The organism is Agromyces ramosus, assembly GCF_004216665.1.
Classification (GTDB): Bacteria; Actinomycetota; Actinomycetes; order Actinomycetales; family Microbacteriaceae; genus Agromyces; species Agromyces ramosus.
Map to the genome: position 1 here is coordinate 102948 of NZ_SGWY01000004.1, position 25334 is coordinate 128281.

Sequence of the window (25334 nt, forward strand, 5' to 3'; positions counted from 1 at the left end):
GCCACCATGAGCGGGCAGACGGCCATCCGCATCGACCGGCTCGGCAAGCGCTTCGGCGCGGGTCCGCTGGTGCTCGACGACGTGAACCTGTCGATCGAGACGGGTGAGTTCGTCTGCCTGCTCGGCGCCTCCGGCTGCGGCAAGTCGACCCTCCTCAACCTCATCGCCGGTCTCGACCGGCCGACGACCGGCTCGATCGACGTGCCCGCCGAGGGCGCGGCCGTGATGTTCCAGGAATCGGCGCTCATGCCATGGCTCACCGCTCGGCAGAACGTCGAGCTCGCGCTGCGCCTCCGGGGCGTCGCCCGAACGGCCCGTCGCACCGAGGCGCTCGAGCTCCTCGACGTCGTCAACCTCGCGGATGCCGCGGAGAAGCGCCCGCACGAGCTCTCGGGCGGCATGCGCCAGCGCGTCGCCCTCGCACGCGCCCTCGCGCAGGACCGTCCCGTGCTGCTGATGGACGAGCCGTTCGCCGCGCTGGACGCCATCACGCGCGACCTGCTGCACGAGGAGCTCGAGCGCGTCTGGCGCCGCACCGGCCGCACGATCGTCTTCGTCACCCACAACGTGCGCGAGGCCGCCCGCCTCGGCCAGCGCGTCGTGCTGCTGTCGAGCCGGCCCGGACGGGTCGCCGGGGAGTGGCGCATCGACACGACCGAGCGGCGCCGCATCGAGTCGCCCGAGGTCGCGGCGCTCTCGATCGAGATCACCGAGCAGCTTCGGAAGGAGATCCGCCGAAATGCCGCATGACGCCACCCTCCTCGACGAGCGCGACGCGGCCGCCCGCGCGGCGGCCGCCGACCTCGCACGCACGCCCGAGGCATCCGCGCGCACCGCCGACCACGGCCACGACGACCTGCGCAGCCTCGAGGCCGGCCTCGACCGCCTGCAGACCTCGCCCGACCGCGCACCGAGCGCGTGGCGCCGCTTCACCACGAGCGTCCTGCCGCCGATCCTCTTCGTGGTCGCGCTCATCGCCGCGTGGCAGCTCTACGTGGTCATCGCACAGCCGCGTCCCGACATCGTGCCCGGCCCCGTCGACGTGTTCAACGCGATCGTGCTCGGCTGGGAGTCGGGCCGGTTGCAGTTGGCCGTCATCACCAGCCTCGAGCGGGGCGTCGTCGGCTTCCTCATCGCGGTGATCGTGGGCACGCCCCTCGGGCTGCTGCTCGCCGAGGTGAAGCCGCTGCGCCGCGCCGTCGGTCCGATCATCTCGGGCCTGCAGGTGCTGCCGTCGGTGGCGTGGGTTCCCGCTGCGATCCTCTGGTTCGGGCTGACGGATGCCACGGTGTACTTCGTCGTGCTCATGGGCGCGGTGCCCTCGATCGTGAACGGCCTCATCTCCGGCGTCGAGCAGGTGCCGCCGCAACTGCGCCGGGTGGGCACCGTGCTCGGAGCCAACCGCACGCGGCTCGCAACCCTCATCGTGCTCCCCGCCGCGCTGCCCGGCTACGTCGCCGGCCTCAAGCAGGGCTGGGCGTTCTCGTGGCGGTCGCTGATGGCGGCGGAGATCATCGCCATGGGCGGCACGATCGGCTTCGGACTCGGGTCGATGCTGCAGCAGAGCCGGGAGCTCGCCGACATCGGCGGCGTGCTCGCGACCGTGCTGGTGATCCTCGTCATCGGCATCCTGATCGAGCTCGCCTTCTTCGCCCCCCTTGAGCGCCGGATGCTGCGCCGCCGCGGCCTGCTCCAGGGAGGCACGCGATGACCGCGCCGACGAACAGCCGAGGCGCCGGACACGTCACCCTCGTCGGCGCCGGACCCGGCGACCCCGGCCTCCTCACGCTTCGCGGGCTCCGCGCACTGGAGGCGGCCGACGTGATCGTCGCCGACCGGCTCGGGGCGCGCGGCGTGCTCGACGGGCTCGCCGCCGAGGGCGTGGTGCTGCGCGCCGAGGTCGTCGACGTCGGCAAACTGCCCGGCCACCACGTCGTGCCGCAGGATGCGATCAACGAGCTGCTCGTCTCCCTCGCCCGTGACGGCCGGCGCGTCGTGCGCCTCAAGGGCGGCGATCCGTTCATCTTCGGCCGCGGCGGTGAGGAGGTCGCGTTCTGCCGCGATGCCGGCGTCGAGGTCGAGGTCGTCCCGGGGATCACGAGCGCCATCTCGGTGCCGGCGATCGCGGGGATCCCGCTCACGCACCGCGGGCTCGCCACCACGTTCACCGTCGTCACCGGCCACGACCAGATCCAGTCCCTCGGCGGCGGGCGCGACCACACCGTCGTGCTGCTGATGGGCATCGGCACGCTCGCGAACTCCGCGATCACCCTCGCCCGCGGCGAGCGCGGCGGCGAATGCCCCGTGGCGATCATCGAGGACGGCTACGGGCCACGCCAGCGCGTCACCGTCGGCACGCTCGACACGATCGCACTGCAGGCGGCGCGACGCGGCATCCGCTCGCCCGCGGTCGTCGTCGTCGGCGACGTGGTGGCCCTCAGCCCCTATGCCCCCGAGGCGATCGGCGGGCACGCCGAAGCGCCCCGGCACGCCCTCTGAACCCGAGTCCCCCGGTCCACCCACCGAAAGGCCCCGCAGCAATGACCCGTCCCCTCCGCGTCGCGATCGTCGGCGCCGGCCCCGCCGGCATCTACGCCGGCAACATCCTCAACCGCCAGCTGACCGAGGCCGGCGGCGAGGTCGCGATCGACCTGTTCGAGTCGCTCCCGGCGCCCTACGGCCTGATCAGGTACGGCGTGGCACCCGACCACCCGCGCATCAAGGGCATCGTCAACTCGCTGCACGAGATGCTCGACGCGGGCACCATCCGGCTGATCGGCAACGTCGAGGTCGGCCGCGACGTGACGGTCGACGAGCTGCGCGAGCGCTACGACGCCGTGGTCTTCGCCACCGGCGCCCTGCGCGACGCCCCCCTCGACATCCCCGGCATCGACCTCGCGGGGTCCTACGGCGCCGCCGACCTCGTGGCCTGGTACGACGGGCACCCCGACGTCCCCCGCGAGTGGCCGCTCGAGGCGGAGCAGATCGCCGTCATCGGCAACGGCAACGTCGCGCTCGACGTCGCCCGCGTGCTCGCCAAGCACCCGAAGGACCTGCTCTCCACCGACATCCCGGCGAACGTCGTGGCCGGCCTCGAGGCGTCGCCCGTGACCGACGTGCACGTGTTCGGCCGCCGCGGCCCCACCCACGTGAAGTTCACCCCCATCGAGCTGCGCGAGCTCGGCGAGGTGCCCGACGTCGACGTGATCGTGTACGACGACGACTTCGAGCGCGCGGCCGGCGACCCGCACGCCGACCAGCTGCTCGCGTCGAACAACCAGGTGAAGGTCATGACCCGCACGCTGAACGGCTGGCGCAAGCCCGCCGACTGGGAGCCGACGGCGTCGCGCCGCCTGCACCTGCACTTCCTGCACGCACCGGTCGAGGTGCTCGGCGACGGGCGCGTCGAGGGCGTGCGGTTCGAGCGCACGCGTCCGGTGGGCGACGGCTCCGTCGTGGGCACGGGCGAGTTCGTCGACGTGCCCGTACAGGCGGTCTACCGCGCGGTCGGGTACGCGAGCTCGCCCCTGCCCGGCGTGCCGTTCGACGAGCGCGCGGCCGTGATCCCGAACGGCGGCGGCCGGGTCACGGATGCCACGGGCGCCCCGCTTCCCGGCGTGTACGCCACCGGCTGGATCAAGCGCGGCCCCGTCGGCCTCATCGGCCACACCAAGGGCGACGCGCTCGAGACCATCACGAACCTGCTCGCGGATGCCTCCGCCGGCGCGCTGCCCGCACCGGTCGTCTCGGCGGGGCCCGACGGCGACGAGGTGCTCGAGCTGCTCGAGGCCCGCGGCATCCGCTTCACGACCTGGGCCGGATGGCTCGAGCTCGATGCGCACGAGCGCGGCCTCGGCGAGGCGTGGGAGCCGGTGGATGCGGCGCACGCCGACATCGTGCGCGAGCGTGTGAAGGTCGTGCCCCGCGACGAGCAGGTGGAGATCTCCCGCGCCGGCGCCCTGGTCGGGTCGTGACGTACGTCATCGCGCTGCCGTGCGTCGACGTCAAGGACCGCGCCTGCATCGACGAATGCCCCGTCGACTGCATCTACGAGGGTGAACGCTCGCTCTACATCCACCCCGACGAGTGCGTCGACTGCGGCGCGTGCGAGCCCGTCTGCCCGGTCGAGGCGATCTACTACGAGGACGACCTCCCCGAGGAGTGGGCCGACTACTACACGGCCAACGTCGAGTTCTTCGACGAGGTCGGCTCGCCCGGCGGCGCGGCCAAGGTCGGGGCGCTCAGCTTCGATCACCCGGTCGTGGCGGCGCTGCCGCCGCAGGGCGAGGCGGAGCGGGCGTGAGGAACGTGCGTGAGGAGCGGAGGCAGCGCTGCTGTCAAGGCGACGCGCCTCGAACCACACCGTCTACGCATCGCCCGTAGTCTATGGACATGACCAGCGACGGGGAGTCACCATCTGTCGATCCCCGCCGTCGCCGAGGGGCGCTGGCACTCGGCATCGCGCTCGGCATCGTCGTATTCTCGCTGGTCATCGGCGCGCAACTCGCGGGGGTGCTGTCGGGGTGGCCGCTGATCACGCTGGGCGTGCTCGCCGCACTCGCCGTCCCTTCGTCGCGAGAGGTGAGCCGCCGCGTCTTCTACGTCGGCTGCATCGCGCTCGGGTGGGCAACGCTCGTGTGGTGGCTGCCGCTCCCGGTACCCGGAGTGTCGCGGCTCGGCGTCGTGGTGGCCGCGACCCTTGCGGTGCTCGTCACGATGACGGTCGCGCGACGCATCGATCTCCGCACCCTGGTTCCACGGTTCCGGCTTGCCGACGCGCTCGTCATCGCGGCCGGAGCATTCACCGCTTGGATGGTCGCGCCGCTGTTCGCCGTCGTGAACGGTGAGGCGGGGTTGCGTGTGCTCCGACTGGGGTGGGACTATGCCGCGCACTTCAACATGACCGAGATGATCCGGCGCACGGGCTCGTTGGTGGAACTGGCGTCGCCCGGACCCTTCGGCACCTGGGCGTTCTCCGATTACCCCAAGGGATTCCATGCGGTCGCGGCATCCGTCATGGATGCGCTAGTGGGTCCGGCGATCTCCACGCATGGCGCCGAGCTGGTCGGGTTCGTCCATGCCACGGCACTGGTCGCCATCGCCGCCGTGACGGTGGTGACCGCCGGCCTCGTGTCGCTTCCGCAGCTCCGCCGGCGCCCACTCCTCGCGGGGTTGCTCGTCGCCCTCGTGACCCTGGCACTGACCTGCGGGCCAGGAGGGGGAGACCTCCTCCACTTCGGATTCCCGAACTTCCTGCTCGCGACGGCGCAGCTGGCGTGCGTTCCCCTCGTCGTCATTCCGATGAGCCGGATAGGGCCGGTGGCGCCGCTGCTCGCGCTCTCCGGAATCCTCGTCGGCGTCGCCCACAACTGGGCGCTGCTGCTCGCCATCGCGTTCGCGGGCATCGTACCGATCCTCCTTCCGCTGCGCCGGCATCGGTGGCCCGCGTCGACCGCCGGCTGGATCCGCCTCGGCGGCGTCGTCGGCGCGACGCTGGTCGGTGGCGTCGCGGCATGGTCGATGCTGACTGGAAGCGGCGTCGATGAGGCACTCGGTGGGAGGCTCCTGGTCGACGGTGGGTTCGTCGGCGGCTCGCTCAGCGAGATCCTGCTCCCACCGATCATCGCGATCGTCGGAAGCGTGACCCTGGCCTGGGTGGCCGTCCGACGCGCCGAGCACCGGCGAGGGTTCGTCGTGAGAGCTTCGGCCCAGGGGCTCGTACCCATCACGGGATTGATGCTGCTCGTCTGGGTGGCGGTGCTCCACCTCACCCAGACCGACGGCCTGGGGTACTACTTCTACAAGCTCGCCGCCGGCGTCCAGTTGACGTCCGTGGTGCTGGTGGCTGCCCTGATCGGCGTGCTCGTCCCCCTGGCGCGCACGGGTTCTCGACGCCGGGCGGTCCTCGCCGCTGCAGGCGTCGCCGTCGCCGCACTGCTCGCCACGTCATCGGGCGTGGTCAATGTGACATCCGAGGCGCTCGCCATTCGACGGCCGCCGGGGTTGGAGGCGAGAGCGGCCTGGCTCCGCATCCTCGGATCACCGGACCGGCGCACCGAGGCCGATGTCCGGACCGACGCCAGCGCCGACGAGATTCTCCTGGCAGCCCGGGCGGTGACCGGAGACGCCCCCCATTTCTGGGTGCCCGCTCGGCTCGACGGCTCCACGGCACCGCGGTTGTCGAACCAATGGCTCCTCGCCCTCACCGGCCAATGGTCCGTGTCGTCCGACCGCATCATCATCGGCCTGTGGGGCGACGACCCGGCCCGCTCCGAGCGGCCACGGAATCAGGAAGCAGCGATCCAGCTGATCGAGGAGGCGGAGCCGGAGGCCGTGATCGTCGTCCCGCCCGAGGCGCGCGACCGCATGCGGGATGACGCGTCGTCCACCGATGATCGGATCGTCAGCTGGTGAGCGGGTGGCTGAAGCGGGCGGTCGTCAGCGCGTTGCCCGACCCCGTCGTTCGACCCCTTCGCGAGGTGAAGCGCGGTGTGCTCCTCCAGGTAGAACGGCACGGTCGCCTGCAGCGTCGCATCAACCGCCGCATCGTGGTCGACGGGCTGCCGCGGCGACGACGTCGCGTCGGATCGGTGTGGGCCGTCTGCCTCGCGAAGAACGAGGAGGACATCATCGTCCACTCGACACGGCACATGCTCGATCAGGGCGTCGACGGCGTCATCGTGGTCGACAACGGGTCGACCGACCGCACAGGCTCCCTGCTCGCGGGCTTGGCCCTCGAAGACGCACGTGTGCACGCCGGCGTCGACGCGGAGCCGGGCTTCTTCCAAGGCATGAAGACCTCGTACCTCGCGCACCTCGCCTGGCGCGCGGGCGCCGACTGGGTGGTGCCGTTCGACGCCGATGAGTTCTGGTACGCACCCGGCACGACGGTCGCAGCCCTGCTTGCACGTCTGCCCGATACCGACCGGGTGTGGGCACATCTCTGGAACGCCTATCCGCTCGCCGAGGACGGGATGCTCGACCTGGCATCAGGGCGGCCAGTCCAGGTCGACCGCCGGCCGACGGCCTGGATGAAGATCGCGTTCCGCGCGAGACGCTGGGTCTGGGTGGGTGAAGGCAACCACGACCTTCGGAGCCGAGGCTCTCGACCGCAACGGGCACTGGACCTGCTGCACTTCTCATGCCGCTCGCTCGATCAGTATTCCCGCAAGGCGCTCGATGGCGTCGCGGCGCTTCACGAGGCGGGTATGGATGAATCGATCGCAACCCACTGGCGGGAGTGGGCGATGCTCACCGACGGCGAGCGTGCCGCACGATGGTCGACCTATGTCAGCGGTGAGGCCAGTGACCTGAGCGGGACATCCGGGCCTGCCGAGCGCGTGGTGGTCCCCGATCCGATGCGGTGGCCCAGCTGGGATCCCGGCCAGCTGCTGGACGACGGCGCCTGAGTCATGGCTGGCGCCGTCTCATCCGGGGGCGGCGTCCGGCACTTCCGCAGCGAACCTCGTGTGCTCCGCGGCCACCTCGGGGTCGGCGATCGGGACGCCGGGCGCCGCGTCAGGCCTCACGTCGCCCCTTGGCTCGGGTGGGGACCTCGTTCGTCGCGTCGTCCGCGCCGAAGGGGAAGGCCGCCGTCTCCGCCGCTTCGCCGTAGGCGAGGATCTCCGCCTCCGGCATTCCGAAGAGGAGGCCCGCGAGCGCGGCCAACGGCGGGATCTCCATGCGGACCATGAGGCGGTAGGCGTCGTCGTCCTTGCCTTGCGGATCGAGGATGTCATCGTCGACAGCGGTGCCCGGGGTGAAGCGGTGCTGCGCCAGCATCGCAACGCGCGCGCGCATCTCCTCGGCCGACCCGGGCATCGTCTGCAGGCCGAGCTGCTCGGCGATCCGACCCGCTTCGCGAATGGTGAAGGTCGACCGAAGGGCCGCGGGCACGAGCCCGAGCACGCTGTCTCGTTGGCGAGCGGATGACACGAGCACCAGATCTGCGGCCCGGATCGCCTCTTCGGAGATCTGCCGAGCTCGGTGCGCCGACCCATCCGCGCCCAGCGCCTCCGCGATCACGCGCGCCCGCGAACCCATCGACGAGCCCTCGGGAGCTCGGAGTCCTGCGCTCGTCACGTCGACCTGTGCCGCCGTCTCATCAGGCAGGTACCAGCCCGACCAGGTGTCGAGCAGTACGGCGCCGAGTGCCGAGCGATTGACGTTGCCAGTGCAAACGACGAGCACGTTGAAGCGGTCGGCGGTCGTCACGTCTTCCCCTCCGGCCCCCGACCTCGAACGTGTCCCACCGGGCGTCTCCGCCGTCACGCGCGTCCCGGGGCGTTGGTCACCGTCGCGATGCGCCGCGCGACCTCGTCGTACACGGTCTCACGTGTCCGTCGTCCCCTCGTCACTCGGCGGCGGACGGCCTCGATCACCTCGTGGTAGAAGGTCGCGTGGGCCTCGGCCACCTCGGCATCGTCGAGCAGCCCCGGCGTCGCCGCGGCGGCCGAGCCCAAGCGCTCGCGGAGTTCCGGGCTCGCGGCCAGGCGTCGAAGTACCTCGGCGAGTCCTCGCGCATCTCGAGCCGGGAACAGGAGCCCGTTCACTTCGTCATGCACCCACTCCGTGGGACCGCCCTCATCTGCGACGACCACGGCGCGACCGGCCGCAAGGTACTGGAGCACGTTCTGGCCGAGCGGCTCGGGACGCGTAGACGCCTGGACCGCGATATCCCACTCCTCGATGAGGGTATCGACGTCGGCGACGTGACCGTGGAAGATGACCCGATCTGCCACACCGAGCTCGACCGCCCTCCCCTTCAGCTCGGCGAGGAAGTCCTCGTGACCGAACGGCGCGGCTCCTGCGAACTCGAGGCATGCATCCACGTCGGCGCACGCCTCGGCGAACGCGTCGAGCAGCACTCCCTGACCTTTCCACGGGTCGATGCGCGCCAGCATGCCGATTCGCAAGGTGCCTTCGGTCCGCATCGGCGGCGTGTCACGAACCCGAATGCCTGAGGCACTCGGGATGACACTCATGAGTGCTTCGGGCTTGACGTACGGGCGTGCGGAGTCGAGCGGGGGATGCGTGTCGCTGATGATACCGTCGGCTCGCGGCAGGATCACGCGTCGCATGAGGAAATGACCGGTGCGACCGAGCGCATCGCGCTCGGTCATGTCGCGCACGTGCACGACGAATGGAACGCGCGAGAACCGCGCGGCGATGGCGCCATAGGCGGCGGCGCGGGCCGTGTTCGCATCGACGACGTCGGCCTCACGGAAGCTCCGGTGCATCCGGGTGGCGATCGCCTGCATCACGAGTCGGGCGCCCGCGAGCACCTGCAGGCTGATTCCGCCCCAGCTCACTCCCGCCGGCTGCCGGACGCCGACCACACGGCATGGGATCTCCGGCGGCAGTGCCTCGTATACCCCCAAGCCCTCCTCGTCGGTGGGCGCGAGCATGATGCACGGGCGCCAGGGCGCACCTGCCTGCATCATCCGGAGCAGCGCGAACTCCGCGCCGCCCGCGACCGTCGTGTGGTCCAGGTGCAGCACACGCGGAGCGTCCGATTCGCCCCCTGCCTGCCTCATGCGTGACTCAGCGCTCATCGGCACGACCGCTTGCCACCGTCAGAACGGACGGCAGCCGCTCCGCCGGCGCCGGGTGGCGCGGTGCGGGCATCGTCGACCACTGTCTCCCCCAAGCTTCGGGCCGCAAGGGCGTTCCCCCATGCCGGCCGCGATGGGTGGGCGCGGGTCGGCATGGATCTCTTGTCACTGTCAGCGGCAGTCTACGTGGGGGGCGGCGTACGCGCACTGGGGGCGTCGCAGAGCGCCGTGGTCGACGAAGGAGCGGCCGCGAACGTGCGCTTGCCCACGCGGTGTCGACGTGACGACGCCGAGCGCCAGGATGCGGAGAGACCGTCTCCTTCCGACCCCAGCCGAACGGACCTTCGATTTCTGGCACGCCCAACCCGACCATACGCCCGCGCGGGGATGCGGCACCGCGCACCCGATATCTTGTAGATGTCCAGTGAAGTCTACGAGCGGAGGATCCGTGCGCGTGCTGCGGGTCTCGCACAGCGCCGTCGTCGACGAGTGGCGGGGTCGCGAACGAGCGCTCGCGGGGCTCGGCGTGGACGTCACGCTGCTGTCAGCGCGGCGGTGGCGCGAGGGTGGCAGTGCCGTCCCGCTCGAGCCTCGTCGCGGCGAAACGGTCACGGGCGTCGCCACGATCGGTCGCCATCCCGCCCTCTTCCTCTACGATCCGCGGCCGATCTGGCGACTGCTCGGCGAGCAATGGGACCTGATCGACATCCATGAAGAGCCGTTCGCGCTCGCAACCGCCGAGATTCTTCTGCTTCGCGCGACGCGGCGCCGACGACCGCCCATCGTGCTCTACACCGCGCAGAATCTGCGCAAGCGGTATCCCGTTCCGTTCCGCTGGTTCGAGCGCCTGGCGCTGCGCACCGCTTCCGGCATCTCGGCGTGCAACTCCGAGGCCGCTCGGATCGCCGAGGAGAAGGGCTTCGCCGGGCGGGCTCGAGTGATTCCGCTCGGTGTCGACCTGCAGCGTTTCCGATCGGATGCCACGGCGGCGCCCAGGCTCGCCGAGCCCCGCCCGGTCGATGGACCCCGACCGGTGACGGTCGGGTTCGTCGGCCGGCTCGTGCCGGAGAAGGGTGCTGACATCCTCATCGACGCGGTCGCGCGCGACCCGCACCTGCGCGCTCGCATCGTCGGCGGCGGCCCGGCCGGGCCGGCGTTGCGCGCACGGGCCGACGAACTGGACATCGCCGATCGCGTCGAGTTCATGGGACCGATCGAGCCCGACGACATCGCGGACTTCTACCATTCGCTCGACGTGCTCGCGGTGCCCTCGCTGCCGACGCCGACCTGGACGGAGCAATTCGGCCGTGTGGCGGTCGAGGCGATGGCATCGGGGGTACCCGTGGTCTCGAGCGACGCCGGAGCACTGCCCGCCGTCGTCGGCGGAGCGGGCATCGTGGTCCCGGCCGGGGATGCGGGGGCGCTCGCTCTCGGGCTCGTCGAGGCTGCGGGACAGCGGCGGGACGAACTTCGCTCCATGGGGCTCGCGCGAGCCGCCGAATGCAGCTGGGAGGCGGTCGGCCGCGACTACCTCGAGTTGTACCGCTCGGTGGTGCACACGCCATCCGTCGGCTCTTCAGGTCTGCCCCCGGTCGAGGTCATCGTCGTCGCGTATGGCACTCCCGAGCTGCTCCGCCGTGCCCTCGAGCCCGTCGCCCATCTGCCGGTCACCGTCGTCGACAACTCGTCGCTGCCCGAGATCGAGGAGCTCTGCACCGAGCTCGGCGTGCGCTACCTCGACCCCGGCCACAACGACGGATTCGCCGCCGGCGTGAACTTCGCCCTGCGCGTTCGCCTCGTGCCGGGCGCCGACGTACTGCTCCTCAACCCCGACGCGGTCATCGCGACCCGCGACGTTCACGTGCTGCAGCAGGCGCTGCGCGCGGAGCGCGACCTCGCGAGCGTGGGCCCTGAGCAGGTCGACGGGACCGGCGTGCGTTCAAAGGTCGAATGGCCGTTTCCCTCGCCCCTCTCGACTTGGCTCGAAGCGGCCGGACTTGCCCGCTTCCACCGCGCACCGCGCTTCGTCATCGGCTCCGTACTGCTGCTGCGCGCCGAGGCGATCGACCAGGTGGGCGAATTCGACGAGCGGTTCTTCCTCTACTCCGAGGAGACCGACTGGGCCTACCGCGCGAGCCGACTCGGCTGGCGCCACGCTTCGGTGCCCGGGGCGACCGCGCTCCACGTCGGAGCAGCGACAAGCAACGACGCGAAGCGCCGCGAGGCCCACTTCCATGCGTCGATCGAGCGCTACCTCCGCAAGCACTATGGAAGCCTCGGGTGGCAGTCCGCGCGGATCGGGCAGTGGCTCGGGGCAATGACGCGCTCACTGGTACTCCGCGGCGAGCGGGGCCGGGAGGCGCGACGCCGCGCGGCGCTGTACCGGTTGGGACCGGTGCGCGTGGAGTCGCGGCTCGGGCGTGAACCGGACTCGGCGCGGTCACCCGCGAGGGCCGAGAGATGACGCGGATCGTGCAGATCGTGCCGTTCATAGGACCCGGCTCCGGCGTCGCCGGCGTCGCATGGAACCTCGAGCGGCAGTTCCGTGCGCTGGGTGCGACGGTCGAGCGGTACACGTTCGAAGACGCACGGCAGGGCAAGTCGAGCAAGTGGCCGAAGGCTCGGCTCCTGCGGAGATTCGCGCGCGGCTGGCGCGTCGTGTGGCTCAGCACCGTCGGAACGGCGCGGGTCCGCAGATTCCTCGCTGAGCGCCCCGAGGCGATCTCGATCTGCCACAACGACCTGCTTGCCGGCGACGTGTACGTCGACCACGGCGTCATCCTCGCGTCGATGCGTGCGAGGGGCAATCCGGCCTGGTTGATGCTCCGCAACCCGTTTCACATCTTCATCCACCTGCGCGACCGCTACCGCTACCGCGGGCGCACGCACCGAGCGGTCGTCGCACTGTCGCGGCAGGACGTCGCGGAATTGCACCACGCGTACGGCCGCGTGCGGCCGCCCGTCGTCGTCATCCCGAACGGCGTGGACCTCGATCGCTTCCGCCCACCCACGCCGCAGGAGCGGCGGGAGGCGCGCGCAGCACTGCGACTGGGCGACGAGGAGCGTGTCGCGGTGTTCGTCGGTCACGAATTCCATCGAAAGGGTCTGGATGTCGCCATCGAGGGCCTTCGCCACGCGCCGTCGGTACTGCTCTTGATCGTCGGTGGCTCCGACGAGATCATCGCCGAGGCGAACGCGGCGGCCCAGGCGGTCGGCGTCGGTACGAGAGTGCTTTTCGTGGGACCCCGGTACGACCTCGGGCCGTTCCTCGCGGCAGCAGACATGTTCGTGCTGCCGAGCGCGTACGAGGCCAACGCCCTTGTCGTGCTCGAGGCACTCGCCAGCGGGCTGCCGGTCGTGACGACCCGCGTGGGCTTCGCGCCAGAGGTGGTCGCCGACGGCGACAATGGATTCCTCGTCGAGCGCGATGCCCGCGTCGTGGGCGAGCGGCTCGAACAGCTGGCACTGCTTTCGGACGACGACCTCGTCGAGTGGGGGCGGCGGGCGCGTGCCAGCGTCGAGCCGTACTCATGGCGCGCCGTAGCGCAGCGTTATCTCGACCTCGTGGCAGAGTTGCAGGCCGAGCGCCGTGTGCGCTCTGCACGAGACGCCGCCCGGGGAGCGAGCGGATGACGCGCATTGTCCAGATCGCGCCCGCGATCGGGCCGGGCACCGGCGTCGCCGGGGTCGCGTATCAACTCGAGCGCGAGTTCGTCGCCAGCGGGGCGACCGTGGAGCGGTTCACCGCGGTCGAAGCGGGCCGGCGACGACGACGCACGCCACGATCGGCGATCGGAATGCGCCTCCGGCACGGAGCCGACGTGGCCTGGTTCAGCACGGTCGGCACGGCCCGAGCGCGCAGGTTCCTCGCCGAGCGACCCGACGCGGTGTCGATCTGCCACAACGACGTGATGGCCGGCGATGTCTACGTCAATCACGGCCTGCTGACGGCTGCCATGCGCAGCCGAGGCCACTATGCGCTGCGGATGCTGCGGAACCCGCTCCATCTCTTCACCGCCGTGCGCGACCGCATCCGCTACCGCGGCCGCACGCACCGCGCGATCGTCGCGCTCAGTGATCAAGAGGCGCGGCTCCTGGTCGACACGTATGGGCGGGTCGACATTCCCATCCGGGTCATCGCGAACGGGGTCGATCTCGAGCGCTTCCGCCCGGCGAGCGAGGCCGAACGCGCGCGGGCCCGCGCCAGCATCGGACTTCCGGGCGACTCCTTGGTGGCCGTGTTCATCGGACACGAGTTCGAGCGCAAGGGCCTGCCGATCGTGATCGACGCACTGCCGCAGGCACCGGGCGTCGCGCTGCTCGTGGTCGGCGGAACGCCGGATCAGATCCGGCACTCGAGAGGCCGGTCGGAGCGGCTCGGGGTTGCGGACAGGGTGCACTTCGTGGGTCCGCAACCCGACCCGGTGCCCTTTCTCCAAGCTGCTGATGTGTTCGTGCTCCCGAGCGCGTACGAGTCCTACGGCCTGGTGATCATGGAGGCCCTCGCGAGCGGGGTGCCGGTCGTTTCGACGTCCGTCGGGGTCGCGCCTGAGGTGATCGAGGACGGTGTGAACGGGTTCATCGTCCCGCCAGACGCCAGGGTGGTCGGGCAGCGGCTCCGGGAGCTCACCGGACAGGATCTCAGGGGGTGGCGGCAGCGGGCACGTGAGCGCGCCGCCGGTCACTCCTGGCGGGCAGCGGCCGACCGGTACCTCGCCCTCGTCCATGAGTTGCAGGCGTCGAAGAAGGAGGAGCCGTGACGGAGCCCCTTCGCATCCTGCACGCCATCAGGTCCGACGGCTTCGCCGGCGTCGAGCAGTTCGTCCTCAGGCTCGCGCGCGAGCAGGCCGCCGACGGCCATCAGGTCGCGGTCATCGGCGGAGCGGATGAGTGGATGCGTCCAAGCCTCCACGCCGCGGGCATCGAGCACACTCCGGCGGTGCGTACGCTCGAGGTGTCGCGAGCGGTTCGGCGACAGGCCGACGACGTCGACGTGGTGAACACGCACATGACCGCGGCCGAGGTGGGCACGATCGCGGGCCTGCTCGGCCGCGGTGGCCATCGGCCTGCCGTCGTCGCCACGCGGCACTTCGCCAAGCCCCGTGGCAGCGTCGGACCGGTCCCGATCGGTGCGCTCATCCGTCGCCGTATCGACGCGCAGCTCGCGATCAGCGAGGTCGTCGCGGCATCCGTCGACGGACCCAGCATGGTCGTGCATCCCGGTGTCGAAACACGGCCGCTGGGAGACGGCCGACCTCGGGAACGCACGGTGCTCATGGCGCAGCGTCTCGAGCCTGAGAAGCACACGCACGTCGGCATCCGCGCGTTCGCTGCATCCGGACTGGCAGCCCATGGCTGGAGCCTCGAGATCGCCGGCACCGGGTCGGAGCTCGCGATACTCCGGGCGCTCGTGAGGGAACTCGGCCTCGAGCGCACAGTGCGCTTCCTCGGCTTCCGCGCCGATCTCCCCGCCGTCACGGCCCGAGCCGGCATCCTGCTCGCATCATGCCCGTTCGAGCACTTCGGGTTGAGCGTGCTCGAGGCGATGGCCGGCGGCCTCCCCGTCGTGGCTGCGGCGGGCGGCGGGCATCGCGAGATGCTCGAGGGACTCGACCCGCGAGCGATGTTCCGGCCCGATGACGTGACGGATGCCGCAAGCGCTCTGCGATCGCTGGCCGACGACACCGTCGGGCGCGATGCCCTCGGTACGGCCGAGCAGGCTCGCCAGCGGCGCGAGTTCTCGCTGCGAGCGCAGGTCGAGGGCACCGACGCGGTTTACAGGAGCGTGCTGTGACCGACCTCGTGGTGATGTCGCTCGAGGTCTGGGACGACGTGTGGCGCCGCAACCAGCACCTCGTCGCCGGCCTGGTCGCGGGCGACCCTGATCTGCGGGTCCTGTTCGTCGAGCCGCCGGCTGACCCGCTGCACGACCTCAGCGAGCGGCGCGCCCCAAGCTTCGGGCATGCTCCTGCGGCGGTGGCGGGGACGGCTCGCGAGCGGCTCTGGACGATGCGAGCGGTGAAGTGGCTGCCCCGTCGGCTTGACGCGCACGCCGATGAGCGCCTCGCCCGCGCAGTGATGCGGGCCGCTGGGAGGCTCGGGATTCGCGCGCCACTGCTCTGGATCAACGACCCCGGTGCGGCGACCCTCGCGCGGCTCTCGGGCTGGCCGACGCTCTACGACATCACCGACGACTGGCTGGCCGCCGACCGCGCCCCCGCCGAACTGGCGCGCATCGCGGACAACGAGGCATTCCTGCTGCGTTCGGCTCGTGAGGTCGTGGTCTGCTCCGAAGAGCTTGCGAGGCGCAAGGGCGCCGCGCGGCCGGTCACGCTCATCCCGAATGCGGTGGATGTCGCCGCCTACCGCCACCCCATGCCGCGGCCGTCGGACCTGCCCGGCGCAGCAGTCGCGCTCTACCTCGGCACCGTGCATGCCGATCGGCTCGACGTCCCCCTCGTCGAGGCCACGGCGCGCGCACTCGGGTCCAAGGGCACGTTGACATTCGTCGGCCCGAACCTCCTCGCCGCGGAGGAGACGGAGCGATTGGAGCAGGCCGGCGTTCGATTCCTCGGCGCAAGGCCGCGAGACGACGTGATCGCGTACCTGCAGCACGCCGACGTGCTCGTCGTTCCCCACGTCGTCACCTCCTTCACCGACAGTCTCGATCCCCTCAAGCTCTACGAGTACCAGGCGGTCGGGCGGCATGTGGTCTCCACATCAGTTGCAGGATTCCGTCATGCAGCGGACCCGCGGATCACGATCGCCGACGGTCGGGCTTTTGCACAGGCGGTCGCCGCCGCGTTGCCTGCCCCCACTCGTTTCCCTGACGGCGCCGATGGCACCGTGGCCGATTGGGGCGAACGTGTGGCCCGCATGCGCGAGGTGCTCACTTCCGTCGCCGACGGGTAGCATTCCAAGTCAGGCGGGCAGCGGCATCCGCAATCTCGAACGGACACACATGCGAACGACCGTGATCAACCCCCCGGGCCGGCTGCCCCTCCCACCCTGGAGCGAGCTGTGGGAGGCTCGAGAGGTCGCGCTGCGATTCGGCCAGCGCGATGTCGTGCTCCGCTATCGCCAGACCGCGATCGGGGTCGCGTGGGTGCTCATCCAGCCGCTGGCGGCCGCCGGCATCTTCTCGCTCGTGTTCGGCAGCGTCGCGAACCTGCCCACAGGCGGCATACCGTACTTCCTGTTCTCCTTCATCAGCATGCTCGCGTGGACGCTCTTCAGCAGCGTGCTGGGCCGCGCCGCGCCCTCGCTCGTCGCCAATCAGGCACTCGTGGCGAAGGTGTTCTTCCCGCGCATGCTGGTGCCGATCTCGACCGCCATGTCGGCATTGCTCGATTTCGCCGTGGGCTTGGCGCTGGGCATCGTGCTGCTCGTGATCTACGGGGTGAACCCCGGATGGGGCGTGCTGCTGCTCCCGGTCTGGGTGCTGCTGTTCGTGTTGCTCGCGCTCGGCATCGGGCTCGCCGCATCGGCATGGATGGTGCGCTATCGCGACGTCGGGTACATCCTGCCGTGGGCGCTCCAGTTCGCCCTGTTCGCAACGCCGGTCGCGTACTCCCTCGACGCGGTGCCCGACAACCTGCTTCCCGTGTTCGCCGCGAATCCGCTCTCGTGGCTCATGGAGCTCTTCCGGTACTCGCTCCTCGGCGAGGCGCTGCCACCAACGTGGCAGATCGTCGGCGCGGTGCTTGTGAGTATCGGCGGGTTCTTGCTGGGTGCCATCGTCTTCCAGCGCCACGAGCGGTCGTTCGCCGACCTCATCTGAGCGGACCACGTGCTGTGACGACGAGAACCCCGGTCATCAGACCGGGGTTCTCGTCGTCACAGCGCTCAGGCGCGAAGCCTCTTTCCTACGGGGTGGTTTCTCCCTCGCATTCGGGGCACGACTGCACCGGCATCTTGGCCTCAACGAGGTCAGCGAAGCCCTGAACATCGACGAGCACATTGACGCTGCTGTTCGTGGAGCCGAGCTGGAAGACCGTTTCGGTGCAACCATCAGCGGGTACGCTGACCGGGAAGCTGAAGCCGACCGGCACGAGGGGGGGATTGTCGCCCGTGTTGGCGAAGATGCCTTCGATCACGACGTCCCCTGTGCCGCAGCCCTCGGGAAGGACAGCGCAGAACCGGACGAAGTACTCGAAGTCGAATTCGGGGCTCGACTGTCCGGGGCATCGACAGCCTTCGAACGAGATTGTGGGCACGCACCTCGGACTGGCGGCGTATGCCGGGGCCGGCACGGCGAGCGCGACAGCGGGAACCGACCACGCCATCGCCTTGGCGACCGTGCGTCGGCTGACGCCCGGCTTCTGCTCTTCGAGGTCGCTCATGGGTGATTCCTCCTGGGCTGAGGCTGCTGGACACATTCGGGTTTCTTGGGAGAGAGCGGAACTCTCTCTGGGCACATTATCGGGTTTGGCGAATCAACTCTAGGGGTCGTGTCGATCTCCTCCAATACTGACGACCCCCACTTTCGGGGGGCATTGATCCGGGGTGTTAGCGTAGGCTCCACGCCCGGTCGCAGGCCGGAATGCGCCAGAAGACGAGGGAGATCATGTCGAACGCCATGGCGATCTCGGTCTCCAACCTCTCGAAGGTCTACCGCATCGGTCACCAGCACCGGAGCAATCGGGCTACCGAAGCGATCGTGCAGCGACTCCGGCATCCGTTCCAGCGCGCCGAATACGAGTACTTCGAGGCACTCGACGAGATCGATTTCGAGATCCCGCGTGGCGAAGCAGTCGGCATCATCGGCCGCAACGGCGCCGGCAAGTCGACGCTGCTCAAGCTCCTCACACGCATCACCGCTCCGACCACAGGGCGCATCGAGCTGAATGGACGCATCGGCAGCCTACTCGAGGTCGGCACTGGGTTTCATCCCGAGCTCACCGGCCGAGAGAACATCTTCCTCAACGGCACGTTGCTCGGCATGCGCAAGCGCGGAATCAAGCAGCGCTTCGACGAGATCGTCGACTTCGCGGGCGTCGAGCGCTTCCTCGACACCCCTGTCAAGCGTTACTCCTCGGGCATGTACGTGCGACTCGCGTTCGCGGTGGCCGCGCACCTCGACACCGAAATGCTCGCGATCGACGAGGTGCTCTCTGTCGGCGACGCCGAGTTCCAGCGGAAGTCGCTTGCCAAGATGCGGGATGCCGCGCGCAGCGGCCGCACGGTGCTCTACGTGAGCCACCAGATGCAAACGATCACCTCCCTCTGCACGAGCGCACTATTCCTGGATGCCGGTCGGCTCGATTACCACGGATCCGTCGATGGCGCCCTGATGCGTTACCGGGCGACCTTCGAGGAGTTCGCCTCCGCCCAACGGCAGGCCGCCCGCAGACCCGGATCGGGCGAGCTGCGCGCGACGGATGTGCGGATGGAGCGCGCGTATCACGCAGCCGACGACAAGGTGATCGAGATCGACCTCGGGTCGACCGGTGCCGACTCGACCCTGCCGTACTATGTCTCCGCGCACATCAACGACGCGAACGGTGCCGTCATCGCCCAGTGCGACTCTCGTGTGCACGGCGTCTGGCTCGATCCGACCGAACCGCAACGCGCGACGCTCACCATCAGCGGTCTGTGGCTACGTCCCGGGCGCTACTCCGTCGATGTGTTCGTCTGCCGCGCCGGCATCCTCGATGCATGGCAGGGTGCGCAGGCGTTCGAGGTGCTGCCCGAGTTGCCGTATCCCGACGCTGTGCCCGAGGACGCCTATTCCAACGGCATCGTTCTCACGGACTTCACGTATCGGGTCGACGCAGCCGACGATTTCGAGCGTCCACAGCGCTAGGCTCACGACATCCCAGGGGATTCGCGCACCCAGGTGACGAGTGCCCGGGTCGTCCGACTCCAGGTCAGCTCAGTCAACGCGTATCGCCTCGATTCCGCCCCGGCCGCCGCCGCCGCGGCTCGATCCGAGAACCAGGCCACGAGCGCCTCGGACCATTGGCCGGGGTCCGACGAGACGAACGCCGGTGCGCCGGGATGAGCACTCGCCCCGTCGGGCGTGGCGAGCACCGCACGCCCACTGGCGAGCGCCTCGCCGTACTTGACGGGAGCGCCCACGCCGTCGAGCACGGGAACGACGATCGCGTCGACCCGCGCGATGAGATCTTCACGTCGCTCGATCCGGCCCAGGTACCGCACGCCAGGTGCATCGGCCAGGGCGGCCCGCAGACCGGCGCCCGCGACGATGAATTCGGCATCCGGAACGCGCCCGACGACGGCCGGCCACACGGTGCGGATGAACCACTCGATGCCGTGACGGTTCGGTTCCCAGTCCCAATTGCCGATGGCGCCCACCGCCGGCGGCCCCATTCGGTTGCCCGGTTCGGGCCATTCCGCGGCATCGATCCCGTGGGGCAGCACGATCCGCCGTGCAGTGCCGCCCGTACCGAGCCGGAGTTCCTCAGCGTCGGAACAGACGGCAACCGCGTCGACGCGACCAAGCACTGCCCGCTCGATTCTCCCGAACTCGACAGCGCGGACGTGATGTCCCTCTCGATCGGCCCACGCGCTCAGCACGTTGTGCAGGTCCATCAGGATGCGAGCGCCGCCGTGTGACGGAGCCCGCTCGACCATGGCCCACGAGTCGAGATGAGCGACCACGACCCCGTCGTATGCCGTGTTGCGCACTGCGCGCGCGATTGTCGATCGGCCGACAGGGTCGGGGATGCCGAACCCCCGATGGCGGTGGACGCGACGCACGTCGGCGATGGCCCTGAGCGAGGTGTCGTCCTGAGGACCGGCGAGGGTGATCGCGTCGACCGCGACACCGGCGCGCCCCAGTTCCCTGATCTGGAAGTACTGGCGCCGCTGGCCTCCCTGTCCCGAGACGTCGGGCGTCTCGTTGCTGAGCCAGAGCACACGGTGACGTCGCCGGTCAGCGACCACGTCGTCTCCCGCTGCGGTAGACCTGCTCGTAGGCGGATACCACGGCTCCGAGTTCAAAGGACCTCGCACGTTCGCGGCTCCGGCGTGCGACCCGCTCGCGACGATCCGGATCCGAGAGGAGATCGGCGAGCACATGCCCGAGGTCCTGCATCCCCGTGAGAACTCCCGCACTGCCCTCCTCCGTCACGTATCTGGCGCCGAGGTTCGGTGTCGCGACGACCGGGACTCCGGCGGTCATGGCCTCGGCGTACGGGATGCCGAAACCCTCGTACGTCGAGGGGAGGCAGAACACCCAGGAACGGCTGTACTCGTCTGCGAGCTCGGCATCGCTGAGCCGGCCGAGCGCAGTGACACCGGAAGGGAGGCTGGCAGGCGCGTCCTGCGTGACCATGCGCAGCTCGGCGTCAGGTAGGCGCGGGGTGACGTCGCGCGCGAACGCCTCGGCGAGCGCAGCACCGCGCTTGCGACCACCCCACGTGCCGACGAACAGCACCGTGGGCCGTTCGGCCTTCGGCGAAGCCCGGCCGAAGATCGCTGGATCCACCCCGTTCGGGATGATGGATCGCACCCATGGCGTCCAGCGGCGGGTCCCTGGGGAGATGAGCACGGTCCGATCGGCCACGAGGCTCGCGAGCACTTCGGTGAGGCCTAGCAACAGCATCCGCGCCGTCTCTTTGACACCCTTCACGTGCAACGCTTCCTCGAAGCAGGAGCCGTGCAGCGTGCGGACGTGCATCGGAACCCGCCTGCGCCACATCCAGTAGTCCTCGCCGTGCGCATGGAGCACGTCGTACGACGACAGGTCCTGCCGGCGCATGACGAACGCGAAGCGGAACGTCCTGAGCGGACCGGACATCGGGAGGTGGACATGACCGTAGAGCGCCCCGTCGACCGGCGCGCAGGGACTGAACACGTCGACGGTGTGTCCGCGGCGAACCAGCTCGTTCGCGAGCGCGTGCACTTGGTAGCCGACGCCGATCTTGCTCTCACTCGGCAAGTAATACGAGATCATCGCGATCCGCAATGGTCGATCGGATGCCGCGGGGAGACGCTGCGGGGTGGTCATGACAGGCCGGACCGAAGGGAGCGCAGCCACGCATGACCGTCTCGGAGGTCGGGCTCGAGGTGGTTGCCCTCGGCCCACTCGTTCCACGACTTGACCCAGAGCAGTCGGTCCTCGGCAGGTCGGTCGGCCAGCAGGTCGACCGCCTGCTCGACGGCGCGCTGGAACCGCGCCGGTGTGGCCCCCTGCACGACGAGGCCACGGCGGCCGGCACGCGGCGTGTTGTCCCAGTTGGGATAGACGCATGGCTGCACGTCGGGATCGCGGGGATAGGTGGCGATCACCGAGTCGGAGTAGGGCCAGATTTCGGGTCCGCCCATGACTTTCCGAATCGCACGCATGCGGAAGCGGGAGGCCCGCGTCACATGTGCGGGCAGCCGCATGTAGACGCTCGCGTCGAAACCATCGGCCGCGGCATCCGTGTATCTCGCACCCGCACCGAGCAGATCGCTCGACTCCGCGACGAGGTACAGGCCATCGAGTCCCGCCTGTCGTGCCATGGCCTGCCAGCGATCGACGAACGCAGCGGCATCCGGCAACTCCTCGGGCCGGAACACGTAGAACAACGGGCGACCGTGGACTCGGACATACCGTTCGTCACGGAATGCCGGAAGGATCGCCTCGAAGTGGCGACGATCATCGTCGTGGCCCGGATAGGTCTGCTGCTTGAGCACCTTGTCGGCGGCGGCGTGCCAGATTCCCGTCCAGGACTGGTTGGCCCACGCGAGGCAGAAGCTGATCTCGGGTACTCCGAGCTCGAGCACCTCACGGAACGGCCGATCGAGGATCCGATCGCCGTCGCCGAACCAGTAGTGCCAGTAGACGAAGGCCTCCACCCCGTATTCGCGAGCGAGGTCGCTTTGCGCTTGCCGGGTCTCGGGCACCCGCAGATCGTAGAAGCCGAGGTCCGCGGGAAGCGTGGGCTGGAGGTGCCCGGGGAAGAGCCGCCGCGCTCTCGCGGTGTTGGTCCACTCGGTGAAGCCGGGACCCCACCATTCGTCGTTCTCGGGAATCGGGAAGAACTGCGGAAGGTAGAACGCAAGCGCCCTTGCCCTGAGCCCGGGTGGCGCGCTCTCGGCGCGTACGTCCGCGGCAGGGTGGGACGCGGGATTCTCGACCAAGGAAACCGCCATTTCTTCGAACCGTCAACCGAGCACGTTGATCCTACTGTCCGTCGTGCCGTAGAGCGGCGGGTGGCAAGCCGCCGCGGAGCGTGCGAATGGCGCGTCGAAGCCACGGCAGACGAGCCGCGATCAGCGCTCGGCGACGTTCGCCGTGCAGGCCGTGCGGGGGCCAGAGCAGCGAGGCGAGATGACCGACTGCGCGGCGCACCCTCGCCTCTCCGGCGTACTCGGGGGAGGTGAGCAGCTCGCGGAGCAGATGTGAATGAAGCTTTCCGACGAGGCCGCCACGGAGCCCCTCATCAATGCCGATCAGGCCGCCCCCGAGGCGCAGGGCAATCGCCGAGGAGAGGAAGGGCATGCCGAGGCGGGTGCTGCGGGAGGTGGCGCCGACGTGCACGCGGTAGAACACCGTGCGCTGATCGATCTGCGGTATCGGTTGCAGTCGTGCCACGTTCACGAGCATCCAGTAGTCGTCCATGGCGAGCGCGTGCGGCGCGAACCCACCGACGAGCCTGAGGAGCTCCGGCTGCGCAACGAAACTCGTGGTCACGGAGATCGGGCCGCGCAGCATCGCGCGGAGGTCATGTACCTCGACGGCATCCGAACCACTCACCTCGGCCGCACCGGTGAGTTCTTCCAATGCGCCCTCGCGGCCGACGAGATGAGTCGCCCAGCCGGCGACACCCGAGTCCATCGAACGGAGTCGGTCGGTCTCATCTGCGATGCCGAATGTGATCTCCCGGACGAAGACGATGTGTTCGCCGGGGTGTGCGTGCAGCCAGCGCAGAGCTCGTTCGAGGTGCGTCGGATGCCAGAGGTCGTCTTGGTCGAGGAAGGCGACCCACCGCCCGCGCGCGAGCATGAGTCCGCGATTTCGTGCGACCGCCACGCCGAGGTGCGACTGCTCGTGGAGCGAGGCACCGACAGGATGAGTGCGAACGAGGTCAGGTCCATCGTCGGTGGAGCCGTCGTCGACGACGATGACCTCGATGTTCTCGAGCGTCTGGCGGGAGATCGAGGTGAGCGTCTGGGCGATGTAGGCGGCGCCGTTGTACAGGGGGATCACGACCGAGACGATCGGCTGAACGTCAGCACCGGCCGACCCGCCGACCGACTCCCCCGTCATCGTGCGCAGCCGCGCCGAACTCAGCTTCGCCGACCGCGTCGTGCGGGCGCCGGCACGGGCTCGTGCTCGCTGTCGAGGTCTGGGAGTTCTGCGGACAGATCCGCTCCGATATCGGTGTGGGGCACGGGCGCATCCTCGGGCACGGTCGCGGTGTAGTCCCGACGATAGTCGTACGAGTAGGGCGAGGCGTCGGCGCCACGGAGGGGGGTCTTGTTGAGCACAACGCCGAGCGCGCGTCCGCGCGCCTTGCGGAGCGTGTCGAGCGCCTTCTCGAGCAGGTCGTGGGTTGTCTTGCCGAGGGTGACGACAACCAGCGCGCCGTCGGCCTGGTGGGTGAGCACGGCGCCGTCGGTCACGGGAAGCAGTGGAGGCGCGTCGATGATCACCGTGGCATGTTTGGTCAGATCGGAGAGCAGCGTGTGCATGCGCTCCGACCCGAGCACCTCGCTCGGGTTCGGCGGCACGCTGCCCGCCGCAAGGACCAGGAGGTTGTTCGAACGGGGGGTGCGCTGCAGCACTTCGGCCAGGCTCGCGCGGCCCGCCAGTACATCGCTCAACCCTGCCCCACCAGGAAGCCCCATGGTCTTGGCGACCATCGACCGGCGGAGGTCGCCGTCCACCAGTACGACGGTGGTTCCAGCCGCGGCGAGCGTCAATGCCAGGTTGCAGGCGATGGTCGATTTGCCGTCGCCCGGAAGGGGACTCGTGACAACGATGGTCTTCGGCGGGTGATCGACGTCCATGAACTGGAGATTCGTGCGGAGCGATCGCAACGCCTCGGACACGGCGAAGTGAGACACCTTGCCGCTGGGTTTCTCACTCGCATCGATGAGGCGATTCTCGGCATCGAGACCGGGAACGATGGGGATCGTACCGACGACCGCCACCCCGGTCTTCTGCTCCACGTCATCGGCGCTGCGGATGCGCCGGTCGGAGACGGTGCGGATCATGGCGAAGGCGATGCCGAATCCGAGCCCGAGGATGCCGCCCACCAGCACCGCCGACTGCACGTCGGGGAACGACGGGCTCGACGGAAGGGAGGCGGAGTCACCGGTGATGACCGTGACCGGCGCCGACCCCTCGGTGCCGTCGCCCTCGATGGCGTCGATTTCGATGATCATCCCGCGGAGCCACGCCTCGGCGAGGTCACGTGCGTCGGTGGGCGTCGACGCCTCGGCACTGATCTTCATGATCACGGTGTCTTCGGGGTTCTCCACCGTCACCCGGGTGACGAGATCCTCGGGCGTGGTATCGAGACCGAGCTCCTCGATCGCGTTCTCGGCGACGGCACGCCAACCCGCGATGTCGAGATACGACTGGACCCGGGATCGCGCCAGGTTGTCTCCGATAGTGGAGATACCGACATCCTCGCTCTGCTTCGACGCGACATACCCGCTCGCATTCGCGGTGTAGACCGGCGTCTGAAGCAGGGTCCAGCCGTAGCCCGCTCCCAGCCCGATGGCGGTCATCAGCACGATTGCCAACCAGTGCCTGCGCAGACCACGCATGTAATCGCGGAGCTCCATGACACCTCCGTCGCGTTTGGGGCCCCCGCCGCG

22 protein-coding genes are annotated in these 25334 nt (G+C 69.6%); 14 read left to right on the forward strand and 8 right to left on the reverse strand.

The genetic code is table 11. The annotated features are described in order from the left end of the window. Positions 1–6: 6 nt before the first annotated feature. The 7 genes from EV187_RS16675 to EV187_RS16705 all read left to right on the forward strand — a co-directional run bounded on the left by EV187_RS16675 (position 7) and on the right by EV187_RS16705 (position 7409). Positions 7–750, forward strand: coding sequence for an ABC transporter ATP-binding protein (locus EV187_RS16675; protein ID WP_130354215.1), 744 nt, complete (start codon positions 7–9; stop codon positions 748–750). Continuing rightward, complete coding sequence (locus tag EV187_RS16680) at positions 740–1711, forward strand: ABC transporter permease (RefSeq protein WP_130354216.1); 972 nt, start codon at positions 740–742, stop codon at positions 1709–1711. The genes EV187_RS16675 and EV187_RS16680 overlap by 11 nt, the downstream gene beginning before the upstream one ends. After that, positions 1708–2499: a uroporphyrinogen-III C-methyltransferase gene (gene cobA / locus EV187_RS16685; RefSeq protein WP_130354217.1), complete on the forward strand. Its 792-nt coding sequence runs from the start codon at positions 1708–1710 to the stop codon at positions 2497–2499. The genes EV187_RS16680 and cobA overlap by 4 nt, the downstream gene beginning before the upstream one ends. Positions 2500–2540: 41 nt before the next feature. Next, the gene (locus EV187_RS16690) at positions 2541–3974 is read left to right on the forward strand and encodes an FAD-dependent oxidoreductase (protein WP_130354218.1); all 1434 of its coding nucleotides are present in this window, start codon (positions 2541–2543) and stop codon (positions 3972–3974) included. Next, complete coding sequence (gene fdxA, locus EV187_RS16695; protein WP_130354219.1) at positions 3971–4303, forward strand: ferredoxin; 333 nt, start codon at positions 3971–3973, stop codon at positions 4301–4303. The genes EV187_RS16690 and fdxA overlap by 4 nt, the downstream gene beginning before the upstream one ends. 89 nt (positions 4304–4392) lie before the next feature. Beyond that, positions 4393–6414: a hypothetical protein gene (locus tag EV187_RS16700; RefSeq protein ID WP_130354220.1), complete on the forward strand. Its 2022-nt coding sequence runs from the start codon at positions 4393–4395 to the stop codon at positions 6412–6414. A 134-nt stretch (positions 6415–6548) separates the two neighbouring features. Then, positions 6549–7409 carry a glycosyltransferase family 2 protein gene (locus EV187_RS16705; RefSeq protein WP_130354221.1) on the forward strand — a complete coding sequence of 287 codons (861 nt, stop codon included), beginning with the start codon at positions 6549–6551 and terminating at the stop codon, positions 7407–7409. A 109-nt stretch (positions 7410–7518) separates the two neighbouring features. Here the strand turns inward: EV187_RS16705 and EV187_RS16710 are convergent, their stop codons facing one another. Both EV187_RS16710 and EV187_RS16715 read right to left on the reverse strand, forming a co-directional pair. Continuing rightward, positions 7519–8214: an arsenate reductase/protein-tyrosine-phosphatase family protein gene (locus EV187_RS16710; protein WP_165391244.1), complete on the reverse strand. Its 696-nt coding sequence runs from the start codon at positions 8212–8214 to the stop codon at positions 7519–7521. A gap of 53 nt (positions 8215–8267) precedes the next feature. Then, a complete protein-coding gene (locus EV187_RS16715; protein ID WP_165391245.1) occupies positions 8268–9500 on the reverse strand; it encodes a glycosyltransferase family 4 protein in 1233 nt (410 codons plus the stop codon). A gap of 478 nt (positions 9501–9978) precedes the next feature. On the opposite strand from EV187_RS16715, the gene EV187_RS16720 reads away from it, so the two are divergent. From EV187_RS16720 to EV187_RS16745, 6 genes are read left to right on the forward strand one after another with little or no spacing between them, the layout of a single operon-like run. Beyond that, positions 9979–12018 (forward strand): glycosyltransferase, encoded by a 2040-nt coding sequence (locus tag EV187_RS16720; protein ID WP_242609671.1) that lies wholly within the window; start codon positions 9979–9981, stop codon positions 12016–12018. Further along, on the forward strand, positions 12015–13187 hold the full coding sequence (locus EV187_RS16725; protein ID WP_130354225.1) for a glycosyltransferase family 4 protein: 1173 nt from the start codon (positions 12015–12017) through the stop codon (positions 13185–13187). Before EV187_RS16720 ends, EV187_RS16725 begins: the two co-directional genes overlap by 4 nt. Further along, positions 13184–14314 carry a glycosyltransferase family 4 protein gene (locus EV187_RS16730; RefSeq protein ID WP_165391246.1) on the forward strand — a complete coding sequence of 377 codons (1131 nt, stop codon included), beginning with the start codon at positions 13184–13186 and terminating at the stop codon, positions 14312–14314. The genes EV187_RS16725 and EV187_RS16730 overlap by 4 nt, the downstream gene beginning before the upstream one ends. Continuing rightward, positions 14311–15348, forward strand: coding sequence for a glycosyltransferase family 4 protein (locus tag EV187_RS16735; RefSeq protein ID WP_130354227.1), 1038 nt, complete (start codon positions 14311–14313; stop codon positions 15346–15348). The genes EV187_RS16730 and EV187_RS16735 overlap by 4 nt, the downstream gene beginning before the upstream one ends. Continuing rightward, positions 15345–16466, forward strand: coding sequence for a glycosyltransferase (locus EV187_RS16740; RefSeq protein ID WP_242609672.1), 1122 nt, complete (start codon positions 15345–15347; stop codon positions 16464–16466). The genes EV187_RS16735 and EV187_RS16740 overlap by 4 nt, the downstream gene beginning before the upstream one ends. A 49-nt stretch (positions 16467–16515) precedes the next feature. Continuing rightward, a complete protein-coding gene (locus EV187_RS16745; protein ID WP_165391247.1) occupies positions 16516–17334 on the forward strand; it encodes an ABC transporter permease in 819 nt (272 codons plus the stop codon). Positions 17335–17419: 85 nt separating this feature from the next. Here the strand turns inward: EV187_RS16745 and EV187_RS16750 are convergent, their stop codons facing one another. Beyond that, positions 17420–17896: a hypothetical protein gene (locus EV187_RS16750; protein ID WP_130354229.1), complete on the reverse strand. Its 477-nt coding sequence runs from the start codon at positions 17894–17896 to the stop codon at positions 17420–17422. Positions 17897–18120: 224 nt separating this feature from the next. Between EV187_RS16750 and EV187_RS16755 the strand changes: the two genes are divergently transcribed. Next, on the forward strand, positions 18121–19359 hold the full coding sequence (locus EV187_RS16755) for an ABC transporter ATP-binding protein (RefSeq protein ID WP_130354230.1): 1239 nt from the start codon (positions 18121–18123) through the stop codon (positions 19357–19359). Positions 19360–19361: 2 nt separating this feature from the next. Here the strand turns inward: EV187_RS16755 and EV187_RS16760 are convergent, their stop codons facing one another. Genes EV187_RS16760 through EV187_RS16780 form a run of 5 tightly spaced genes read right to left on the reverse strand, consistent with a single transcriptional unit; the run spans position 19362 to position 25301 of the window. Then, entirely contained in the window at positions 19362–20435 is a 1074-nt protein-coding gene (locus tag EV187_RS16760; protein ID WP_165391248.1) for a glycosyltransferase family 4 protein, read from the reverse strand. A 16-nt stretch (positions 20436–20451) separates the two neighbouring features. Further along, positions 20452–21474, reverse strand: coding sequence for a glycosyltransferase family 4 protein (locus tag EV187_RS16765; protein ID WP_165391249.1), 1023 nt, complete (start codon positions 21472–21474; stop codon positions 20452–20454). 50 nt (positions 21475–21524) lie between these two features. Then, complete coding sequence (locus tag EV187_RS16770; RefSeq protein WP_130354233.1) at positions 21525–22658, reverse strand: glycosyltransferase WbsX family protein; 1134 nt, start codon at positions 22656–22658, stop codon at positions 21525–21527. A gap of 31 nt (positions 22659–22689) precedes the next feature. Next, the gene (locus tag EV187_RS16775) at positions 22690–23775 is read right to left on the reverse strand and encodes a glycosyltransferase family 2 protein (RefSeq protein WP_130354234.1); all 1086 of its coding nucleotides are present in this window, start codon (positions 23773–23775) and stop codon (positions 22690–22692) included. 20 nt (positions 23776–23795) lie between these two features. Next, on the reverse strand, positions 23796–25301 hold the full coding sequence (locus EV187_RS16780; protein WP_165391250.1) for a tyrosine-protein kinase domain-containing protein: 1506 nt from the start codon (positions 25299–25301) through the stop codon (positions 23796–23798). Positions 25302–25334 lie beyond the last annotated feature (33 nt).

What these genes read in the sequence shown, in the direction of transcription:
- EV187_RS16675 (WP_130354215.1), top strand. Translation starts at nt 7, where the DNA reads ATGAGCGGGCAGACGGCCATCCGCATCGACCGGCTCGGCAAGCGCTTC.
- EV187_RS16680 (WP_130354216.1), top strand. Translation starts at nt 740, where the DNA reads ATGCCGCATGACGCCACCCTCCTCGACGAGCGCGACGCGGCCGCCCGC.
- cobA (WP_130354217.1), top strand. Translation starts at nt 1,708, where the DNA reads ATGACCGCGCCGACGAACAGCCGAGGCGCCGGACACGTCACCCTCGTC.
- EV187_RS16690 (WP_130354218.1), top strand. Translation starts at nt 2,541, where the DNA reads ATGACCCGTCCCCTCCGCGTCGCGATCGTCGGCGCCGGCCCCGCCGGC.
- EV187_RS16700 (WP_130354220.1), top strand. Translation starts at nt 4,393, where the DNA reads ATGACCAGCGACGGGGAGTCACCATCTGTCGATCCCCGCCGTCGCCGA.
- EV187_RS16725 (WP_130354225.1), top strand. Translation starts at nt 12,015, where the DNA reads ATGACGCGGATCGTGCAGATCGTGCCGTTCATAGGACCCGGCTCCGGC.
- EV187_RS16730 (WP_165391246.1), top strand. Translation starts at nt 13,184, where the DNA reads ATGACGCGCATTGTCCAGATCGCGCCCGCGATCGGGCCGGGCACCGGC.
- EV187_RS16745 (WP_165391247.1), top strand. Translation starts at nt 16,516, where the DNA reads ATGCGAACGACCGTGATCAACCCCCCGGGCCGGCTGCCCCTCCCACCC.
- EV187_RS16750 (WP_130354229.1), bottom strand. Translation starts at nt 17,896, where the DNA reads ATGAGCGACCTCGAAGAGCAGAAGCCGGGCGTCAGCCGACGCACGGTC.
- EV187_RS16755 (WP_130354230.1), top strand. Translation starts at nt 18,121, where the DNA reads ATGTCGAACGCCATGGCGATCTCGGTCTCCAACCTCTCGAAGGTCTAC.
- EV187_RS16765 (WP_165391249.1), bottom strand. Translation starts at nt 21,474, where the DNA reads ATGATCTCGTATTACTTGCCGAGTGAGAGCAAGATCGGCGTCGGCTAC.
- EV187_RS16770 (WP_130354233.1), bottom strand. Translation starts at nt 22,658, where the DNA reads ATGGCGGTTTCCTTGGTCGAGAATCCCGCGTCCCACCCTGCCGCGGAC.
- EV187_RS16775 (WP_130354234.1), bottom strand. Translation starts at nt 23,775, where the DNA reads ATGACGGGGGAGTCGGTCGGCGGGTCGGCCGGTGCTGACGTTCAGCCG.
- EV187_RS16780 (WP_165391250.1), bottom strand. Translation starts at nt 25,301, where the DNA reads ATGGAGCTCCGCGATTACATGCGTGGTCTGCGCAGGCACTGGTTGGCA.